The sequence below is a fragment of the Mycobacterium sp. NPDC051804 genome (genome assembly GCF_044452905.1).
Classification (GTDB): Bacteria; Actinomycetota; Actinomycetes; order Mycobacteriales; family Mycobacteriaceae; genus Mycobacterium.
On sequence record NZ_JBITCD010000001.1, the window covers coordinates 474,679 to 491,490 of the forward strand.

The 16,812-nt window shown below is 66.1% G+C and carries 16 protein-coding genes and 1 pseudogene; 6 read left to right on the forward strand and 11 right to left on the reverse strand.

Going from position 1 to position 16,812, the window contains the following annotated elements; all coding sequences use genetic code 11:
- Positions 1–5 precede the first annotated feature (5 nt).
- The 3 genes from ACIA48_RS02305 to ACIA48_RS02315 all read left to right on the forward strand — a co-directional run bounded on the left by ACIA48_RS02305 (position 6) and on the right by ACIA48_RS02315 (position 1,674).
- The gene (locus tag ACIA48_RS02305) at positions 6–950 is read left to right on the forward strand and encodes an NADP-dependent oxidoreductase (RefSeq protein WP_396727223.1); all 945 of its coding nucleotides are present in this window, start codon (positions 6–8) and stop codon (positions 948–950) included.
- 135 nt (positions 951–1,085) lie between these two features.
- Positions 1,086–1,379 carry a hypothetical protein gene (locus ACIA48_RS02310; protein ID WP_396727225.1) on the forward strand — a complete coding sequence of 98 codons (294 nt, stop codon included), beginning with the start codon at positions 1,086–1,088 and terminating at the stop codon, positions 1,377–1,379.
- 22 nt (positions 1,380–1,401) lie between these two features.
- Positions 1,402–1,674 carry a hypothetical protein gene (locus ACIA48_RS02315; protein WP_396727226.1) on the forward strand — a complete coding sequence of 91 codons (273 nt, stop codon included), beginning with the start codon at positions 1,402–1,404 and terminating at the stop codon, positions 1,672–1,674.
- Positions 1,675–1,680: 6 nt separating this feature from the next.
- On the opposite strand, the gene ACIA48_RS02320 is transcribed toward ACIA48_RS02315, so the two are convergent.
- The 3 genes from ACIA48_RS02320 to ACIA48_RS02330 are packed head-to-tail and all read right to left on the reverse strand — an operon-like array spanning position 1,681 to position 4,413.
- On the reverse strand, positions 1,681–2,634 hold the full coding sequence (locus ACIA48_RS02320; protein WP_396727228.1) for a DUF5996 family protein: 954 nt from the start codon (positions 2,632–2,634) through the stop codon (positions 1,681–1,683).
- A 9-nt stretch (positions 2,635–2,643) separates the two neighbouring features.
- Positions 2,644–3,060, reverse strand: a complete 417-nt coding sequence (locus tag ACIA48_RS02325) for a nuclear transport factor 2 family protein (protein ID WP_396727230.1) — start codon at positions 3,058–3,060, stop codon at positions 2,644–2,646.
- A gap of 9 nt (positions 3,061–3,069) precedes the next feature.
- Positions 3,070–4,413 carry an NAD(P)/FAD-dependent oxidoreductase gene (locus ACIA48_RS02330; protein WP_396727232.1) on the reverse strand — a complete coding sequence of 448 codons (1,344 nt, stop codon included), beginning with the start codon at positions 4,411–4,413 and terminating at the stop codon, positions 3,070–3,072.
- A gap of 229 nt (positions 4,414–4,642) precedes the next feature.
- On the opposite strand from ACIA48_RS02330, the gene ACIA48_RS02335 reads away from it, so the two are divergent.
- Positions 4,643–5,323, forward strand: a complete 681-nt coding sequence (locus tag ACIA48_RS02335) for an SDR family oxidoreductase (protein ID WP_396727234.1) — start codon at positions 4,643–4,645, stop codon at positions 5,321–5,323.
- On the opposite strand, the pseudogene ACIA48_RS02340 reads toward ACIA48_RS02335, so the two are convergent.
- Both ACIA48_RS02340 and ACIA48_RS02345 read right to left on the reverse strand, forming a co-directional pair.
- Positions 5,324–7,116 (reverse strand): annotated as a pseudogene (locus ACIA48_RS02340) (thiamine pyrophosphate-requiring protein).
- A gap of 47 nt (positions 7,117–7,163) precedes the next feature.
- The gene (locus tag ACIA48_RS02345) at positions 7,164–8,189 is read right to left on the reverse strand and encodes a fused (3R)-hydroxyacyl-ACP dehydratase subunits HadA/HadB (RefSeq protein ID WP_396727236.1); all 1,026 of its coding nucleotides are present in this window, start codon (positions 8,187–8,189) and stop codon (positions 7,164–7,166) included.
- 81 nt (positions 8,190–8,270) lie between these two features.
- On the opposite strand from ACIA48_RS02345, the gene ACIA48_RS02350 reads away from it, so the two are divergent.
- A complete protein-coding gene (locus ACIA48_RS02350) occupies positions 8,271–9,464 on the forward strand; it encodes a phytanoyl-CoA dioxygenase family protein (RefSeq protein WP_396727238.1) in 1,194 nt (397 codons plus the stop codon).
- 9 nt (positions 9,465–9,473) lie between these two features.
- On the opposite strand, the gene ACIA48_RS02355 is transcribed toward ACIA48_RS02350, so the two are convergent.
- Positions 9,474–10,088, reverse strand: a complete 615-nt coding sequence (locus tag ACIA48_RS02355) for a TenA family protein (protein ID WP_396727240.1) — start codon at positions 10,086–10,088, stop codon at positions 9,474–9,476.
- Positions 10,085–10,642, reverse strand: a complete 558-nt coding sequence (locus ACIA48_RS02360) for a TenA family transcriptional regulator (RefSeq protein ID WP_396727242.1) — start codon at positions 10,640–10,642, stop codon at positions 10,085–10,087. The genes ACIA48_RS02355 and ACIA48_RS02360 overlap by 4 nt, the downstream gene beginning before the upstream one ends.
- Positions 10,643–10,703: 61 nt before the next feature.
- On the opposite strand from ACIA48_RS02360, the gene ACIA48_RS02365 reads away from it, so the two are divergent.
- Positions 10,704–11,891 carry a metallophosphoesterase gene (locus tag ACIA48_RS02365; protein ID WP_396727244.1) on the forward strand — a complete coding sequence of 396 codons (1,188 nt, stop codon included), beginning with the start codon at positions 10,704–10,706 and terminating at the stop codon, positions 11,889–11,891.
- On the opposite strand, the gene ACIA48_RS02370 is transcribed toward ACIA48_RS02365, so the two are convergent.
- From ACIA48_RS02370 to ACIA48_RS02385, 4 genes are all read right to left on the reverse strand, one after another.
- Entirely contained in the window at positions 11,888–13,150 is a 1,263-nt protein-coding gene (locus ACIA48_RS02370; RefSeq protein WP_396727246.1) for a DegT/DnrJ/EryC1/StrS family aminotransferase, read from the reverse strand. The two genes, ACIA48_RS02365 and ACIA48_RS02370, sit on opposite strands and share 4 nt — an antisense overlap.
- A gap of 44 nt (positions 13,151–13,194) precedes the next feature.
- Positions 13,195–14,565, reverse strand: coding sequence for a phenylacetate--CoA ligase family protein (locus tag ACIA48_RS02375; protein ID WP_396727248.1), 1,371 nt, complete (start codon positions 14,563–14,565; stop codon positions 13,195–13,197).
- 24 nt (positions 14,566–14,589) lie between these two features.
- Positions 14,590–15,882 (reverse strand): cytochrome P450, encoded by a 1,293-nt coding sequence (locus ACIA48_RS02380; RefSeq protein WP_396727250.1) that lies wholly within the window; start codon positions 15,880–15,882, stop codon positions 14,590–14,592.
- Positions 15,883–15,961: 79 nt separating this feature from the next.
- Positions 15,962–16,759, reverse strand: coding sequence for an enoyl-CoA hydratase/isomerase family protein (locus ACIA48_RS02385; protein ID WP_396727252.1), 798 nt, complete (start codon positions 16,757–16,759; stop codon positions 15,962–15,964).
- Positions 16,760–16,812 lie beyond the last annotated feature (53 nt).

Consider the following 16,812-nt stretch of genomic DNA (forward strand, 5'->3'; position numbering starts at 1 on the left):
CAACCATGAAGGCAGTGCGATACGACCGGTACGGGACTAGTGATGTGCTGCGGTATGAGGAGGCCCCGCGACCCGTGGCCGGCCCGGGGCAGGCCCTGGTGCAGGTCGCGGCGACCTCATTCAACCCAGTGGACGCCGGTATCCGCGGCGGCTATCTCTCCAAGGTGTACGAGATCAGCTTCCCGCATATCCCCGGTGTGGACGTCGCCGGCACGATCGCTGAACTCGGCGACGGAGTTCAGGGATGGAACGTCGGCGACGCGGTGGTGGCGTTTCTGCCGCTGGACGCCGACGGCGCGGCCGCCGAATTCGCGCTCGTTCCGGCCGAGTCGCTGGCCGCCGCGCCACAGTCGGTGGACCTGACCGAAGCGGCAGCGTTGCCGGTGGCCGCACTGACGGCGTGGCAGGCGCTCTTCGACATCGCCGATCTGAGCTCCGGACAGACGATCCTGATCAACGGTGCCTCCGGCGCCGTCGGCGGCTTCGCGATCCAGTTGGCCAAGCAGGCCGGTGCTGTCGTGACGGCAACCGCCAAAGCGCGTGACGGCCAGCGTCTGCGCCGTCTGGGTGCCGACCGGATCGTCGACTACATCGCCTACACCCGCTCGCCGATCAACGTCGAGGGAGGGCCATTCGACGTCGTCCTCAACTTGGTCAGCACCAGCGACGAGCAGACCGAAGCCCTGATCGGGATGGTCACTGACGGCGGCTTCCACGTGGGGACCATGGTTGCCGGACCACCGAACCCCGGCCGTGGGGTCCGCACACAGCGTGTCTTCGTCCGTAGTGACGCCGCTCAGCTGGCGGCGCTGGTCAATCGCGTCGACGAAGGACAGCTGCGTATCGAGATCGCGGACCGCCGCCCACTCGAGCAGGCCGCGGCCGTGCACGAGGACTCGGATACCGGTCGCTTACGCGGGAAGACCATCCTCATCCGGTCCAAGTGCTGATGATGCCCGAAATATTGACGCATGCGACGAAAATGCAAGCGCGCGAGGGCATCTCGGGACTTTTAAATCCAATTCGACACCGACCGGCGCCAAGAGCGACACAATCACGTTGATCCCTGCGTGAAGGAGCAACAGATGAGTTGGTTGACCAGGACAGCAGTCGCAGCAGCAGTCGCCGGTGCAGCGTTGACCGGCGTGATGGCCGCGGTGAACTCACCGACTGAGCCCGCGCTGCAGGCCGATCCGGGATGCGACACCTTCGGCTGGCGTCACCCACTCTGCGGCGGAGGGGCGTGGGACCAGTCGGCGAGCAGTGAGTGGGGCCCGTCCGCGAGCACCGACGCGGCGCTTGACGCGGTCCAGCAGCCATCGATGGTGCCGAACATCGACGGCTCGATGAGCCTTCCCGGCACCCCGGGAGCGATCTAGCCAGGAGAATCAGATGAGTTGGGTGACCAGAACAGCAGTCGCAGCAGCAGTTGCCGGTGCGGTGTTGACCGCGGCGATGGGTGCAAGCGCAATATCCGAGCCCGCGTTGCAGGCCGATCCGGGATGCGACGCTTTCGGCTGGCGCCACCCACTCTGCGGCGGCGGTGCGTGGGGACCCGTTGCCGACGACGGGATACCGGGAGACAACGCGGCGGAAGGCGGAATACCGGCTCCGGCATCGGTGCCGAACGTAGACGGCTCGCTCAGCCCCCCAGGCATGCCCGGGGACGTCTAGCCGACGTCACTGCTTGTCGCTCCACCGTTGCGGGTCGGCCTCGAGGGCGGCCCGGTCCCAATCGCCTAGGTCCGCAGCTGCCCGATAAGTCGACTGGAGAAACTCCAGGAGCGCGCGGTCCGGGTCGGCGGCAGTGCGCACCGACTCATAGGGCAGCAGAAACTGCTTGAACTCCGAGCTGTAGAAGGCCTGCTCAGGTTTGACGGTGTAGTCGGCGAAGCCTTCGGGCTCAGGATAGGCGTAGGCGTAGAAGGCGCCTTCCTCACCGCCACCGGCCCAGAAACCGCAGCTACTCAACTCATGCGAGTAGCCCTCGACCATCACCCAGTCACCGCAATTGGGCGCCCCTCCCGGATGCTCTGGCGCGGTGCGGCCGGAGAACCGCGTGCACGCCAGATCCATGGCGCCCCAGAAGAAGTGCACAGGGCTGACTTTCCCGATGAAGTGCGAGCGGAATTCATGGATGACGCGGTCCGCCGATACGAGCTGGCGCCAGAAAAGATGCGCTGCCTGTGGGTCGTAGGACGCGTGGGTGTGGTCCTCGGCGAATGGGATTGCGGGATCGACCTCGTTGGGACTGGCCTGAAGTTGCACAGCGATGCCGAGTTCGTCGAGCGCAGCCATTGTCTCGGCGTAGAAGTCGGCGACCGACTTGGGTTCAAGGGTGATCTGACGGAGGCCACCGTCGCTCGAACGGATGTGTAGCCGGTGGTCGATGAAGTCGAACTCGATGTCGAAGGTACCTGCTTCGTACGGGATCGCGGATGTGGTCAGCCCGCGGGGACTGACATAGAGGGTGACCTGCCACCAGTGATTGACCAACGGCGCGCGGGCGAGTCGAATCTTGCCGACGATCTGGGTCCACATGTGGAGCGTGTCACGTGTGGCAGTCCAGTCATCGACCCGCAATGATGGCCAGTTCTGCGCCGCCGCAGCTGTTTTCGAGGTGTTGTCAGCCATCTCTGCACTCTAGCGCTCCCGCGCGGCGACCCCCAGTTGGATGCGGGCGCTGGCCGAGTCACAGTACTCCCATGCCTCGAAAAGCAGATCGTCGACGAACCTGGCGATGATGGCGTAATCGTTGCGGTACGGACCCTTCTCGGTCTCGGCGGTGATCGTGAATCGTGCCGCTGCGCGGTCGTTGAGTCCGAAGCTCTCGAGTACCTCCAGTTGGAAGGACTCAGATCGGTAAAAGGTCGCGAATTCCTTTGTCAGTCCCCGCAATATCCGCTCGCGACCGGTATTCGTCTTCCCGCTGGGCACATGCAGAGTGAACGACACGTCGGGGTGCAGCAACTCGCGCAGACGGTCGATGTCAGGGATGGCAGCCAGGTATTCGTAGAGAAGTTCACCGGCACGCCCGCGGGTTGACTCGCTGTCTTCCACGGCTCGAATTTAGTCGGACGACCGGCTGCCCTGGTGCACCGGCGACTCCCAGGTGTAGGGCTCCTCAGGATGTCCCGATCCGCCGAGAATGAACGAGCGGTCGCTCCGGTTGGCCCGTGCAATGGTCGCCATCCATGTACCGACGGTGCTGAAGCGGTTGCGCACGCCGGTGAGAAACGCGATGTGGATGAAGCCCCAGCCGAGCCATCCCACGACACCCGCAAGCTTGACCGGACCCGCCTGCACCACCGCATGGCCCCGGCTGATGTACGCCGCTGACCCGAGGTCGCGGTAGCGGTAGTCCTTGCGCTTGCGTCCACCGACGTCGCGCCGAATGCAGGCCGCGGCATGCCAACCACCCTGCATCGCGTTCTCCGCCACCCCCGGCAATCCGTCGCGACCGGTCAGATCCCCGATGACGAACACCTCGCGGTACCCGGGAACCGACAGGTCGGCGTCGACTTTGATGCGGCCAGACCGGTCGGTGGTGGCGCCGAGCACCTCGGCTGCGTGTCGCGCGAACGGTACCGCCTCCACGCCGGCCGTCCAGAGCACCGTGCGGGTGGCGTACTCCTGATCGGGCCCACCGTCCTTCGGGCTGACCGTCACGCCGTCGCGCCGGACGTCGGACACGCGCACGCCGAAATGCATCTCGACACCCAAGTCCTCGAGTATTGCCGACGCGCGCTCGGACAGTGCTGGCGCGAAGGTCTTGAGCACTCGGTCCCCGCCGTCGAACAGCAACACCCGGGCATCTTCGGGTTCGATGCTGTGGAACTCGTTGGCCAATGAACGCGTCGCGAGTTCCCGGATCTGCCCGGCCAGTTCGACGCCGGTCGGACCGGCTCCGGTGACAGCGAACGTGAGCCACTGGTCCCGCTCCGGGCCGGGCGGCAAGGTTTCGGCGATCTCGAAGGCCGCGAAGACCCGCCGCCGGATGCTTAGCGCGTCGTCCAGCGTCTTCATGCCGGGCGCCCATGCCGCGAACTCCTCCTTCCCGAAATAGGACTGCTTCATGCCCGCGGCGATCACCAGGTAGTCGTACTCGACGTCGAATTTCGTTTCGTCGGGACGACGAGCCGTCACCCGGCGCGCGTGGGAGTCGAGCTTGACCGCCTCACCCAGGAGCGTCTTGACATTGCGGTGCTGTTGAAGCTCCTCGCGCAGCGATCGACTGATCTGGCCGATGCTCAGTGTGCCCGTCGCGCACTGATAGAGCAGGGGCTGAAACACATGGCACGCTGCGCGATCCAGCAGCGTGACGTCCACGTCGAGCCGTCCGAGGCGACGTGCGCAGAACAGGCCGCCGAATCCACCGCCGATGATCAATACGCGAGGCCGTCCAGAGGTCACATCGCATCAGCCCCTAGCGCGCCTGTCCGCGTGTTCATCACTTCTCGCGGGTGTACCTCTTCGGTGGGCATCATCACGTCGTTCACGTTGGTCGGATCGTCGGGTGTCATATCCGGGCCGTACCCGTTCAGAACGCCAAATCCACCTCGCGGACGGGATGCTTTCTCGATCTCTCTGCGTTGTTGCGGTCGAGCGACCGGATGAGGCCGCAACGTGACGGGAGAATTCGATGACACAGAAAATCACCGCGCTGGTGACCGGCGCCAATCGTGGTTTGGGTCGGCACCTGGCTGCCGAGCTGGTTGCGCGCGGAGCGAAGGTGTACGCCGCGGCGCGGCGGCCGGAAACCGTCGATCTACCGGGCGTGGTGCCGATCCAGCTCGACGTCACCGATCCGGAGTCCATCCGCCGCGCGGCGACCGTCGCCGATGACGTCACCGTGCTGGTCAACAACGCAGGCATCTCGACACGGGCCACACTGCTCGACGGACCCATAGACGACATCCGCGCGGAGATGGAAACACACTATTTCGGGACACTGAACGTCAGCCGCGCGTTCGTCCCCGTCATCGAGCGCAACGGCGGCGGTGCCGTGCTCAACGTCCTGTCGGTCCTGGCATGGGCTCACCCCCCGACCTCCGGCGCCTACTCCGCAGCCAAGGCCGCCGCCTGGGCTCTCACCGATGCCATGCGAACAGAGCTGGCGTCGAAGGGAATTCACGTCGCCGCCCTGCACGTCGGCTATATGGACACCGACATGGTCAGCTACATCCCCGCGGAGCAGAAGATCGACCCTGCACAGGTTGCGCAACAGGCCATCGAAGGCCTGCTCAACGGCGAACCGGAGATCATCGCCGATGAGCTGTCGCGAAAAGTGAAGGCAGGACTGTCCAGCGCGAACACCGCATGATCAACTCCGATGTGGCACGAACTCCTGCGCCTTGGTCTTGATGCCCTGGGCTATCAGGTGCCAGCGCGCGGGATCGCCCTTGAGAATCGACTCGACCAGCTCCTTGGCCTGTTCGTAGGTCGCATGGGGTGGAATCGGCGGCATCTCGGGGTCGCAGCGGATATCGAGCACGGTCGGCTCGTCTGCTGCCAGTGCTTCATCCCACGCCGGACCGATGCCGTCGTCGGTGTCGACGGCAATGGCTTTCAGTCCCATGGTGCGGGCCACGTCGGCATAGGACACATCGGGAAGTGACTGCGACTCTTCGAATTTCGGCGCACCGCCCATGGCGCGCAGCTCCCAGGTGACCTGGTTGAGGTCGTTGTTGTGAAAGACGCACACAATCAGGCGCTGATCAGCCCACAAGTCGCGATACCGCCGGATGGTCAACAGTTCGGCCAGGCCGTTCATCTGCATCGCCCCGTCGCCGACCAAGGCGATCACCGGACGATCGGGATGGGCGAACTTGGCGCCGATCGCGTATGGCACGCCGGGGCCCATGGTGGCAAGCGTGCCGGACAATGAACCGCGCATGCCGTCGCGGAACTTCAAGCAGCGGGCGTACCAGTTCGTCGACGAACCCGAGTCGGCCGTCACTATGGCGTTCGAGGGCAGACGTTCCGACAGCTCCCATGCGATGCGCATCGGATTCGACGGTCTAGCCGACAGATTCGCTTGCCGCTGCATGGTCTCCCACCACCGCGACACGTTCTTCTCCACTGTCTGAAGCCATGAGCGATCGTCCTTGCGCGCGAGCAATGGAATCAGTTTGTCCAGAGCGGTGGCGGCGTCGGCGACGATGTTGAGCTCGGTGGGGTAGCGCATCCCGATCAAGCTGCCGTCGATGTCGATCTGTACCGCCCTGGCCTGTCCGTACTTCGGCAGGAACTGGCTGTAGGGGAAGTTCGAGCCGACGATCAGCAGCGTGTCGCAGTCCCGCATCAGTTCGTAACTCGGCCGGGTGCCGAGCAGGCCGATGGAACCGGTCACGTACGGCAGGTCGTCGGCTATAACATCCTTGCCCAGAAGGGCTTTCGCGACACCGGCGCCCATGAGATCAGCGACCTGACGAACCTGTGCAGCGGCCGATCGGGCGCCCTGTCCGATGAGGATGGCGACTTTGCTGCCCGCGTTCAGGATGTCCGCGGCCGCGCGGATCTGTTCGTCGGTCGGCGCCAGCGCGGGAGAACCGAAGCTCGGGTCGCTGGACGGCACTTGCTTGAACGCGTGTTCGGGCGCCTCGTAAGGCTCTTCTTGGAGGTCCGACGGGATGATGACCGCGGTTGGCGCGCGGCGGGTCAACGCCGTGCGGATCGCGCGGTCCAACGCGCGTTCGGCAACTGGCTCGCGACGTTGACCTCGACCAGATAGTCGCTGGCGACGTCCTTGAGGACGGCCTGCAGGTCGACCTCTTGCTGGTAGCTGCCGCCCATCGCGCTGCGTGCGGTCTGGCCGACGATTGCCACCACCGGCACGTGGTCGAGCTTCGCGTCGTACAGGCCGTTGAGCAGGTGAATCGCACCGGGGCCGGAGGTGGCCATGCAAATCCCCACCCGCCCAGAGAATTTCGCGTATCCGGTCGCCTGGAACGCGGCCATCTCCTCGTGGCGCGCCTGCACGAAGCGCGGGTCGTTGTCGGCGCGTCCGAATGCGGCGACGAGGCCGTTGATCCCGTCCCCCGGATAGGCGAATACGTGCTCGACGCCCCATTCGCGCAACCGTTTCAGGACGAAATCCGATACTTCCTCAGGCATGCGCGGCGCTTACCCGGCGCGGCCCGAGTGAAACGCAGTAAGCCGCGTCAGCGGAAGCGGACGTCCATCGTCGCCATGCCGAAGATCTTCTTGCCGTCCGACTTCGCCGCGACAATCACGACACCTGAGCGCGTCGCCTCGTCCAGCGACTTCACCCGTCCACTGAACTCGATGTCGGTGCCGCCGGTGGCCGACACAACGGCTGGTGCCGACAGCCGAACCGTGTAGCGCGTCACCGCCCCCGGGTCGCCAGACCACGAGGAATGGAAGCCGGCGCCCAGTCCCATGGTGAGCATTCCGTGTGCGATCACGTCGGGTAGCCCGGCCAGCTTCGCGATGCCTTCGTCCCAATGGATCGGGTTGGCGTCGCCGGCGACTCCGGCATAGTTCACCAGGTCGCCGCGCGAAAGCCGGGTGTGGTGCTCCGGCAACTTGTCGCCGACCTTCACATCGTCGAACGACGGCGTCCCTGGCGTCCTGGAGTCGCTGGCGAAACGAACCTCCCCCTCGGGCCGCAGCTCTTTCTCGTACTCGTCATCCGTTCCCGGGATGTCGAGGATGTTCATGTCGTGCATCATCGCGTTCTGCACAGCCGTCTTGACCCCGGCGTCGATGTCCTCGGCGGTCACTCCCACGACTGTGGTGTGCAGTGTGTGCACCCGCTCGCCGGCGGTATCGGTGAATGTGTTCGTGACGGTGATGAAGTCCCGGCCCGCCGTCCTGCGCACCGAGGTCAGCTCGACGTCGATGGTCAGTTCGTCACCGGCCACGATCGGACGATGCTGTTCGAAGACCTCTTCGGTCTGCAAGTACGTGTCGTATCCGACGACGATCGACTCGAACATGCGGCGATTGCACTTCATACCCGGGGTCGACGTGAACGTCACCGGCGCCACCAGATCCGAATAGCCCAGTTCAGCGGCCGCGGCAACGTCCCAGTGCGCGGGGTGATAGTCCTGCACCGCGCGGGCGTATTCGCGCAACTTCTCACGGCCGACCAGGTACGTGCCGTCCATTCGGTAGTAGTGGCCGACCCTCGCTTCGAGCGGCGATGTTTCTGCTGGTGCAGTCATGGACAGCACAGTAACGCGCGAGCGTCGGGATCCCGGAATCCACCGATTGCGCCGCCCAACCTGCCTACGCTGGTTTCACACATGACTGTCGACAGGCGAATCAGGGTCGACGGCGAGCCCGCATCCATCGAGCCCGCCCAACTCTTCGAGGCCGAACTGCCCCGGCTCTTCGCCGAAGCGGCCGATCGGCTGCGCCCCTCGGTGCAGGAGATGCGGCCGCGGCCGCTCACCATCATCGTCGACAGCCGACCATGGACGCTACGTGCCGACGACGGCCGCATCACCGTCGCTCAGGGTCCACACGCCGGCTCGGCTCTGCGGGTGGTCGCCGAGCAGCTCGACGCACTCGTCGCCGACAAAGTGACGCCGATGGGCTGGTTGGCCAGCGGCTCGCTGGACATGTCCGGGCACCTCTCGGACATCTTGAATTGGTGGCTCTTGTTGCGTGCGGCGCTCGACGGCATGACACCCCATTGCACCGGCGCCGTCGAATTCACGGATCGCGGCGGCGGACCGCTCGACCTCAACCGTTCGTTCGCTCCCGACGATTCAGCCGACGACATGGCGTGGTTCCTCGAACAAGCCGGCTTCCTCCACGTCAAAGGTCTCTACAGCGAAGAGGAGATGGCCGCCGTTTCCGCCGAAATGGACGTCATCGCACCGCGTTACGCCGATGGCGACGGGCGTTCGTGGTGGGCCAGCCTCGAGGACGGATCGCGTGCGCTGGTGCGGATGCAACGGTTCGACAAGGAATCTCCGCTGGCCGCCGAGCTGGTCGCCGACGAACGCCTCACCCGCATCGCCGCATTGACCGGCGACGGCCACGTCGCCAGCGGATGGGACGGCAACCGACTCGAAGCACTCTTCAAGCCGATCGGTGTCGTGCAAGGGATTTCGGACATTCCGTGGCACAAGGACTGCTCGCTCGGCAGGCACAGCTACGACTGCTGCGGTCTGACCGTCGGCATCTCGGTGACCGGCGCTGACGCGATGTCGGGACAACTCCGAGTCGTGGCCGGATCACATCGGGCTCTCGTGTGGCCGGCACCCAGCCTTCAGCCGGGGCTCGACCTGCCGGTCGTCGACCTCGCCACCGAAACCGGAGACGTCACCGTGCACTGCTCGTGCACGCTGCACATGGCTCAGCCGCCGGTCGAGCGGGAACGACGCGTGATGTACACCAGCTTCAGCCTTCCGTCACTCGGCGGCGCCGACGCCGACCGCAAGGAACTGCGACGGATGGCAGACGCGGCACCGTTGAACACGAGCCAGTAGCAACGGGTTTCAGTCGGGCATCGCCGACTCGAAGAACGCCACCTCGAGCTGCATCGCCCGCCGGTAGGCCTGGCTTACGGCGGGGCTGTCGTCGGCATGCTCGTCGAGCAGTCCTTCGAGTTGGGACGCCAAGCTCTCGAAGCCGGGATCGGAATAGGTCTGCACCCATTCCGCGTACGGTCCCGCCGTGCTCGCGTCCAACGACGTTCCGAGCCACGCATACAACCGCATGCACGGAGTCATCGCCGCCAGTGTCAGGCCCAGGTCGGACGTTACGGCAGTGGCGAGCAGGAAGTCGGTGTACGCCAGCGTCGCAGACGACGGTTCGACGCCGGCCATGTCGATGCCCCAGCGCGCGGCGTAGGAGTTGTGCAGACCCAACTCGTCGGCGACACCGGAGATCAAGCCCGCCAACGCGATCAGCGTCGGAGTGTCCGTGCTGCGCGCCAGCGCCAGAGCGTAGGCGCGCGCGAAGGATTCGAGAAAGAACGCATCCTGCGCGACGTAGCCCGCGAAGATCTCGCGGTCCAGAGATCCGTCCCCGAGGCCGCGGACAAACGGGTGTGCCAGCGCCGCGGCGGACAAGTCGCCATTCGCGGACCACAGTTGGTTGGAGAGACTCATGCCAGCGCCATATCCCAGAACGCCACCTCACACGTGAGCACCTCTGCGACGACATCATGGTGACCATCGGGGATTGCCAATTCGCCGAGCGCGTCCACATAGGCGACGAAATCGGGCGCGGTCCAATGCTCCACAAACTCACGCAAGGGCGATGTACTCGAGACGGCCGATGACCATGCGAGCAGGTACACCCGCTCGATGACCCACAGTGCTGTCAGCGCCACATCGACGGGCATCGTGTCCAGTCGCAGCAGCAGTTCGCGGTAGGCGGCCGTCGCCTCCAGCGGGGACTGCCCCAGTGCGACGTCCCGCTCGGCGGCCTTCACCTCGAACCAATCCAGCTCGTCGACCAGCGCCGCACAACCTCCGGCGAGCACCCCCTGCGCCGGGCGCGGCGCCCGCGCCAGCAGCCTCGCCTGAAAGGTGAGCAGATCGGCGACGAACAGCGCGTCCTGCGCCAACCATCGGTTGAAGTCCGCGTCGGCGATGGTGCCGTCGCGGACCGCGGCGAGGAACGGATGCCGCGTCGCGGCTGTCCAAAGGGCTTCGAGCACGCCCGAAACATTAGTCTGCGCCGACGGCGCGCCTCTGAATCCGTCGGTAACGTCGTCGGTGATGACAGACAATCCGGCTGAGGTAGTCGAGACGATCGATCCGCCACAGCGTTCCCGGCGTCTTGGCCGCCTGGCGGTCGTGGTGACCATCGTGCTGCTGCTGTTCGGTGTTCCGTGGTGGACGCTGTTGGCGTCCGGGGCGGCCTGGCCAGCGGCCGTCTTCTTGACGGGCACGCTGCTCTTCGCCGCCGCAGCCATCGCTTTGCCGACGCTGATGATGTTCGGCCACGGTCACCGGCATATCGACCGGGCCGCGGCCGCGGGTGATGCGCTGTTGGGTGCGGCGTGGGTGCTGTTCGTCTGGTCGGTGCTGGGTCAGGTCGTGAATCTGCTGATGCTCGTGGGCGGAGTCCAGGATCCGGCGCGGTCACGGTGGGTCGCCGGGGGCGTGCTCGCGGTGACGGTGGTCCTGCTCGTGTGGGGCTACGCCGAGGCGATGCGAGTGCCACGGGTACGGGAAGTCGACGTCGTGATGGCGAGGCTCGGCCGTGGTCTCGACGGCGTGCGCGTCGCGCTGATCACCGACACCCACTACGGGCCGATCGACCGGGCACGATGGTCGGCCGCCGTCGTCGCGCGGGTCAACGAGCTCGGCGCCGACGTCGTGTGCCACGTCGGGGACATCGCGGACGGAACCGTGGACGTGCGCGAGAACCAGGCGAGCCCACTGGCGTCGGTGGAGGCCTTGTCGGCGCGGGTGTACGTCACCGGAAACCACGAGTACTTCAGCGAGGCGCAGGGCTGGCTGGATTACATGGAGCGCATTGGATGGAATGCGTTGCACAACCGGCACATCGTCGTAGAACGCGGTGGTGATCGGCTGATCGTCGCCGGGGTGGACGACGCCACCGCCAAGGCGTCCGGTGTCGACGGGCACGGCGCGAACCTCGACGCCGCCCTCGCAGGCGCGGACCCGACGCTGCCAGTGCTTCTTCTCGCCCATCAACCCAAGCAGGTTGTCCGCGCTGTCCGGGCGGGCGTCGACCTCCAAGTTTCGGGACACACGCATGGCGGGCAGATCTGGCCGTTCAATTTCCTTGTCCGACTGGACCAACCGGTAGTGGCGGGCCTGAGTCGGCACGGTGAGCGGACGCAGCTGTACACGAGCCGCGGCACAGGGTTTTGGGGTCCGCCGTTCCGGGTGTTCGCGCCAAGCGAGATCACATTGCTGACGCTCCGCGCTGTCTAGGCCTCCAGCACGGTTCGTGCCACTTTGAGAAACGCGGCCTTCACGTCCTCAATCTGCTGATCGCTGGTGGCGCAGGCCATCGACATGATCGCTGCGCGCTGCCGGAAGTCGTCGCAGCGCGGCACCGTGCCCGGCCCGTAGGAGTAATCCGCTGCGAACGAGTTCGCCGGGTGGCTCCACGGCAGACCGTCGTGAGTGTTCGAGCGTTTGTGCACCAAGCTCGGGATGTTCACGCACCAGTGCAGTCCCCAGTCGGCCATGGTGACCACCGCGTCGCTGATCCCCGGACCTGTGATGCCCTCCGCACGCAATGCGTCGACGAAGCGCAGGCACAGCTGCGCGTCGGGCAGGACGAAGATCAGATTGAGTCCCGAATCCCCTGAGGGATCGGCGATTTCGCGAAAGCTCAGTCCGCCGATACCGTCCAGATCGCGCCGGATCCGCCATTTCGCGTCGCGCATCGTGGCCACGGTGGCCGGCAATTTGCGTAGCTGGGCCAGCGCCATGGCACCGGTCAGCTCCGACATCCGTGCGCCGACACCCCACAGCTGGCAGTCGGGATCGGAGGTGTCCAACCGGCCGGCGTCGTTGCGGGCGTAGCCGAGATCGTGCATCGCCACGATCCGTTTGAACAGATCGTCGCGTTCGCAGACGACCATTCCGCCTTCGCCGGAGGTGATCGTCTTATTGAGCTGGAAGCTGAAGATGCTGATGTCGCCGAATGTTCCGACGGCGCGGCCGTCGAGTGCGGCCCCCGCAGCCTGGGCGCAGTCTTCGATCAGCGCCACGCCGCGCGCACGGCAGATCTCGGCGATCCGATCCACCCGGCCTGGCGCCCCGGCGATGTGCACGTAGATCGCTGCACGGGTATGGGGGCCGATTTTGCGCTCCATGTCCTGCGGGTCCATGCAGAACGAATCGTCGATGTCGACCAGGCGGGGGATGGCGCCGGCGCGGACGACCGCCGATACGACGCTGACCCACAGCAGTCCTGGCACCAGCACTTCGTCACCCGGGCCGATCGCCAGCGCGCCCATCGCGATCGACAGGGCGGCCGTACCGGACGACACCCCCAGCGCGTGTCGATGGGAGAAAGCCTGCCGCCATTCAGCTTCCAGCGTGTCGACCATGTGCTGTATGTCGGGTCCGTAGAAACGGAACGGGCTCCGCGCGTGCACCACCCGGGTCAGAAGGTCAAGCTCGTCCTGGCCAATCGCGTTGCCACCCGCTGCATCCCACGCCAGTGGGTCCACTCGCACCGGGGTTCCACCGTGGACGGCAAGTCGGTCGCCGTCTTGCGCCATCATTCCGCCGCCAGGGGGAGAAAGCGTTTGAGTTTGCCGCTGGCTTGGTGACGCTGCAGGGTCTCGACGGTGCGGATTCGAATCGACGGCTCGGCGACGCCGTGCCGCTGCATTGCCGCCACCAAGGCGGGAACCAGTGCCGACATATCAGCGGCGGCGACCACCAGCACGTCCGCTCCGCGTTCGGTCTGCACCACCTGATACTCCACGATGCGCGGATCCGTGCCGAGGACATGCCGAAAGGCGCTGGCGGGCACGGAGTGTGAGCCGTAGACGAAGTCGTCGTCGTGACGGCCGCTGATATCGGCGACGCGGGCGAACGCGCTGCCGCAGGGGCAGGGCTCAGACATCAGCGTGATTTCGTCACCGAGGTCGTAACGAATGAAGGGGAACGTCCGGTTCGACAGGCCGGTGGCGAGCGTGCGCACCGCCGGTTCGCCGGGCGCGACGGGCACGCCGTTGGCGTCGACGCGCTCGAGGATCACTTCGTCTTCACAGATGTGCAATCCTGGCCCTTGGCCGCAGCCGACGGCCTGCACGCCGATTTCGGTTGAGCCCCAGAGGTTATGCAACGTCGCGCCCCATGCGTCAACGATCGCGTCCCGGTCCTCTGGCAGCAGAGGTTCGGAGTTGGTGCTCACCCGGGACGGCCGAATCTTCAGGTCGCCGGCCAGCGATGCGCGGGCGAGACGGCCGATGACGCTGGCATAGCCCACGAGGTGGGTCGGGGTACTTTTCGCGACCGCGGCGAGGACCTCGTCGAACGGGGCGCCTGCCTCGATGACGACGGTCTCCATACCCGCGGTGGTCGGCACGTCGAACAGCGGCGTACTGGCGTGCGGTGGCTGACCGGCGGACAGCACCGCCAGCCTCGGGTTCGGCACCGGCGGGCTGCGTCGCTCGTCGCGCGCCTGCATGCGCCAGGCCAGGCACGCGGTGGTGATGAAGAATTGCCAGTCCCACACGTACACCCCGCGCACGCCACTGGAGCCGCCGGAACTGAATACCTGGTCGTCATGAGCCGTATAGGAGAACCAGGTCTGTTCGTCCAGAACCTCTTCTGCCGCAGCTCGGTTGAGCCCGGGCGTCGTCACGATCGCGTCCCAGCCGCCTTGGGCATCGGCCTTTGTCAGCATCGGGATGGCTGCCAAGTCAGCCGCCGTCGCGTTCTCGACGTCGAGCCCCCTCAGCCGACCGGCGTAGAGCGGCGAGCGTTCGCGGGCGTAGGCAAGCACCGAACGCAGCCGCCGATCACGGTGCGTTCGAATCTGCTCTGCCGGCCAGTCCAGGCGACCCACGTGATCGTCGAGCGCGGCCTGCACGGCATTCAGATGGGCACCGCGAATGCGCTCATAGTCGGCCCGGGCCATCTCCGGAGTCTGACAGCGCCCGGCTCAGCGCACCATCCTTATCGGCACTGACGTAGGTCCGGACAGGGACGGAGTCGTCGTCCAGGTGACGGGTCCGGCCAACTCGATGCGCTCGGCGGCGTCGAGGATCTGGTTCAGCGCGATGCGGACCTCCATCCGCGCGAGGTGCGCCCCCATGCAGAAGTGCGCGCCGTGGCCGAAGGTGACGTGACCCGCGCCGCCACGGTCGATGTCGAACTCTTCGGGCCGCGAGAAGCGCTCGGGATCGTGGTTCGCGCTGGCGTAGAACAGGACCACTCTGGAGCGGGGCGGGATGACGACGTCACCGACCCGGTACGGCGCCTGCGCCGTGCGCCCCACCCACTGCACGGGACAACCCCAGCGCAGCGCCTCCTCGGTCGCCGCGCCGATCAGGTCGCGGTCGTCCCGCAGTCGGTCGTAGAGAGCGGGGTCGCGGGCGAGCTGCATCAGCAGGATTCCCAGGAGGTTGGTGGTCGTCTCGCTGCCGGCCACCAGCAGGATCATCGCCGCAGTCATCGCCTCGAGCATGGACATCTCACCGCCGTCGAGGGCGGTGCGGATGCGACCGAACACGTCGTCGGTCGGCGTCGTCGTCCGTCGGGCCAGCTCGTCGAGGATCAGGCCGCGCATCGCGAGCATCCCGGGCAGCGCACGCGCCGTGGATCGGGTCATCCCGGACAGTGAGCTGACCGCGAACACGGATCTGAAATCGTCGGAGTACCGCTGGAATTCGCCGCGCCGAGCCTCGTCGACACCAAGGATCACCGCGATCGCCGCGACCGGCAGCGGCACTGTCAGCGCGGCGACAGCATCGACAGTGGCGCCGCTCAACAGAGTCTCGACGCCGCGCTTGCTGATGTCACTCAGCGTGTCCTCGAGTCGGCGCACCGCCGCCGGCGTGAACGAGGGCGCGGCGATACGGCGGAGCCGGGTGTGGTCGGGTTCGTCAGTGCTCACCACGCCGGGCATAGGCATCGAGCGCAACAGGATGCCCGAAGCCGACGACAAGGTGTTGTGGTCGCGCGCGGCGGCGACCACGTCGTCATAGCGCGACAGCATCCAGACGTTGAGCCGTTCGTTGACCGCCACCCGGTTCTCGCGTAGACGAGCCAGCTGCGGAAACGGATCGGCGATGACGTCGGGGTGAGTCGGGTCGAAGTTGGTCCGCGGCACGTATGCACGTGCGCGCCGCACGTTGGTGCGGCGCAGATCCTGGAGCACTCCGCGGCCGATCATCGAACTCGAATCGCGGACGGCTTCGGTGATCGTGCGTACCCGCGAGCGTTCTTTGAGCACGGTGTCCTCCCCTGCGGTCCACGCGAGCCTAACGAATGGCTGGACAGAAAATCAATTGTGTCTAGCCATTTCTAAACGCTCAGCGGGCCCGCCACTGTGGCGCGCGCTTCTGCTGCCAGGCCTGGATTCCCTCGGCGACGTCCTCGGTCGCAGCGGCCACCTTGCGCATCGTCTCGCCGAAGCGGACCGACTCGATCCACCCCATGTTCGCGGTGCGCCACGCCACCTCCTTCGTCGCGCGCTGTGCGAGCGGCGCGGCCTTCGTCAGTGTCTGCGCCCAAGCCCGCGCTTGCGCCTGTAGATCGTCGGGCTCGACGAGCTTCCACACCAGCCCAACCTCTTTCGCGCGTTCTGCCGACATCGGCGCCCCCGTCAACAGCAGTTCCATCGCGTCGGCCCACCGTAGCCGTTCGGGCAGGCGGATCGCGCCGACGATGGTCGGTGTTCCCAGGGTCACCTCCGGAAACGAGAACGTGGCCGTGGTGGACGCGATGACGAAGTCGCAGAACAGAATCCCCGTCACCCCATAGCCGACACAGGGGCCGTTGACGGCCGCGATGGTCGGCTTGAACAGTTCCATCCCGCTCTCGAAAGAGTTGATCGTCGGCTTTTCCCAGAACGTTCCGCCGAAGGTGCCCACCGAGCCCTCGCCGTCCTTGAGGTCGCCGCCGGCGCAGAACACGCTGCCGTTGGCGGTGAGGATCCCCACCCACGCGTCCTCGTCATCGCGGAACCGGTCCCACGCGGCGTTCAGTTCCTGACGCAGCGCACCGTTGATGGCGTTGCGTGCCTCCGGCCGGTTGAGCGTGATGGTGGCGATGTGATCGTCCAACTCGTAGGTGACGAGGGCGGTGGGGCGGGCTGCAGCGGAGCTCATGGCTGCACGATAGCCACGCAACGGTGCCCTAACGGGTCGATCGCACGCGCGTG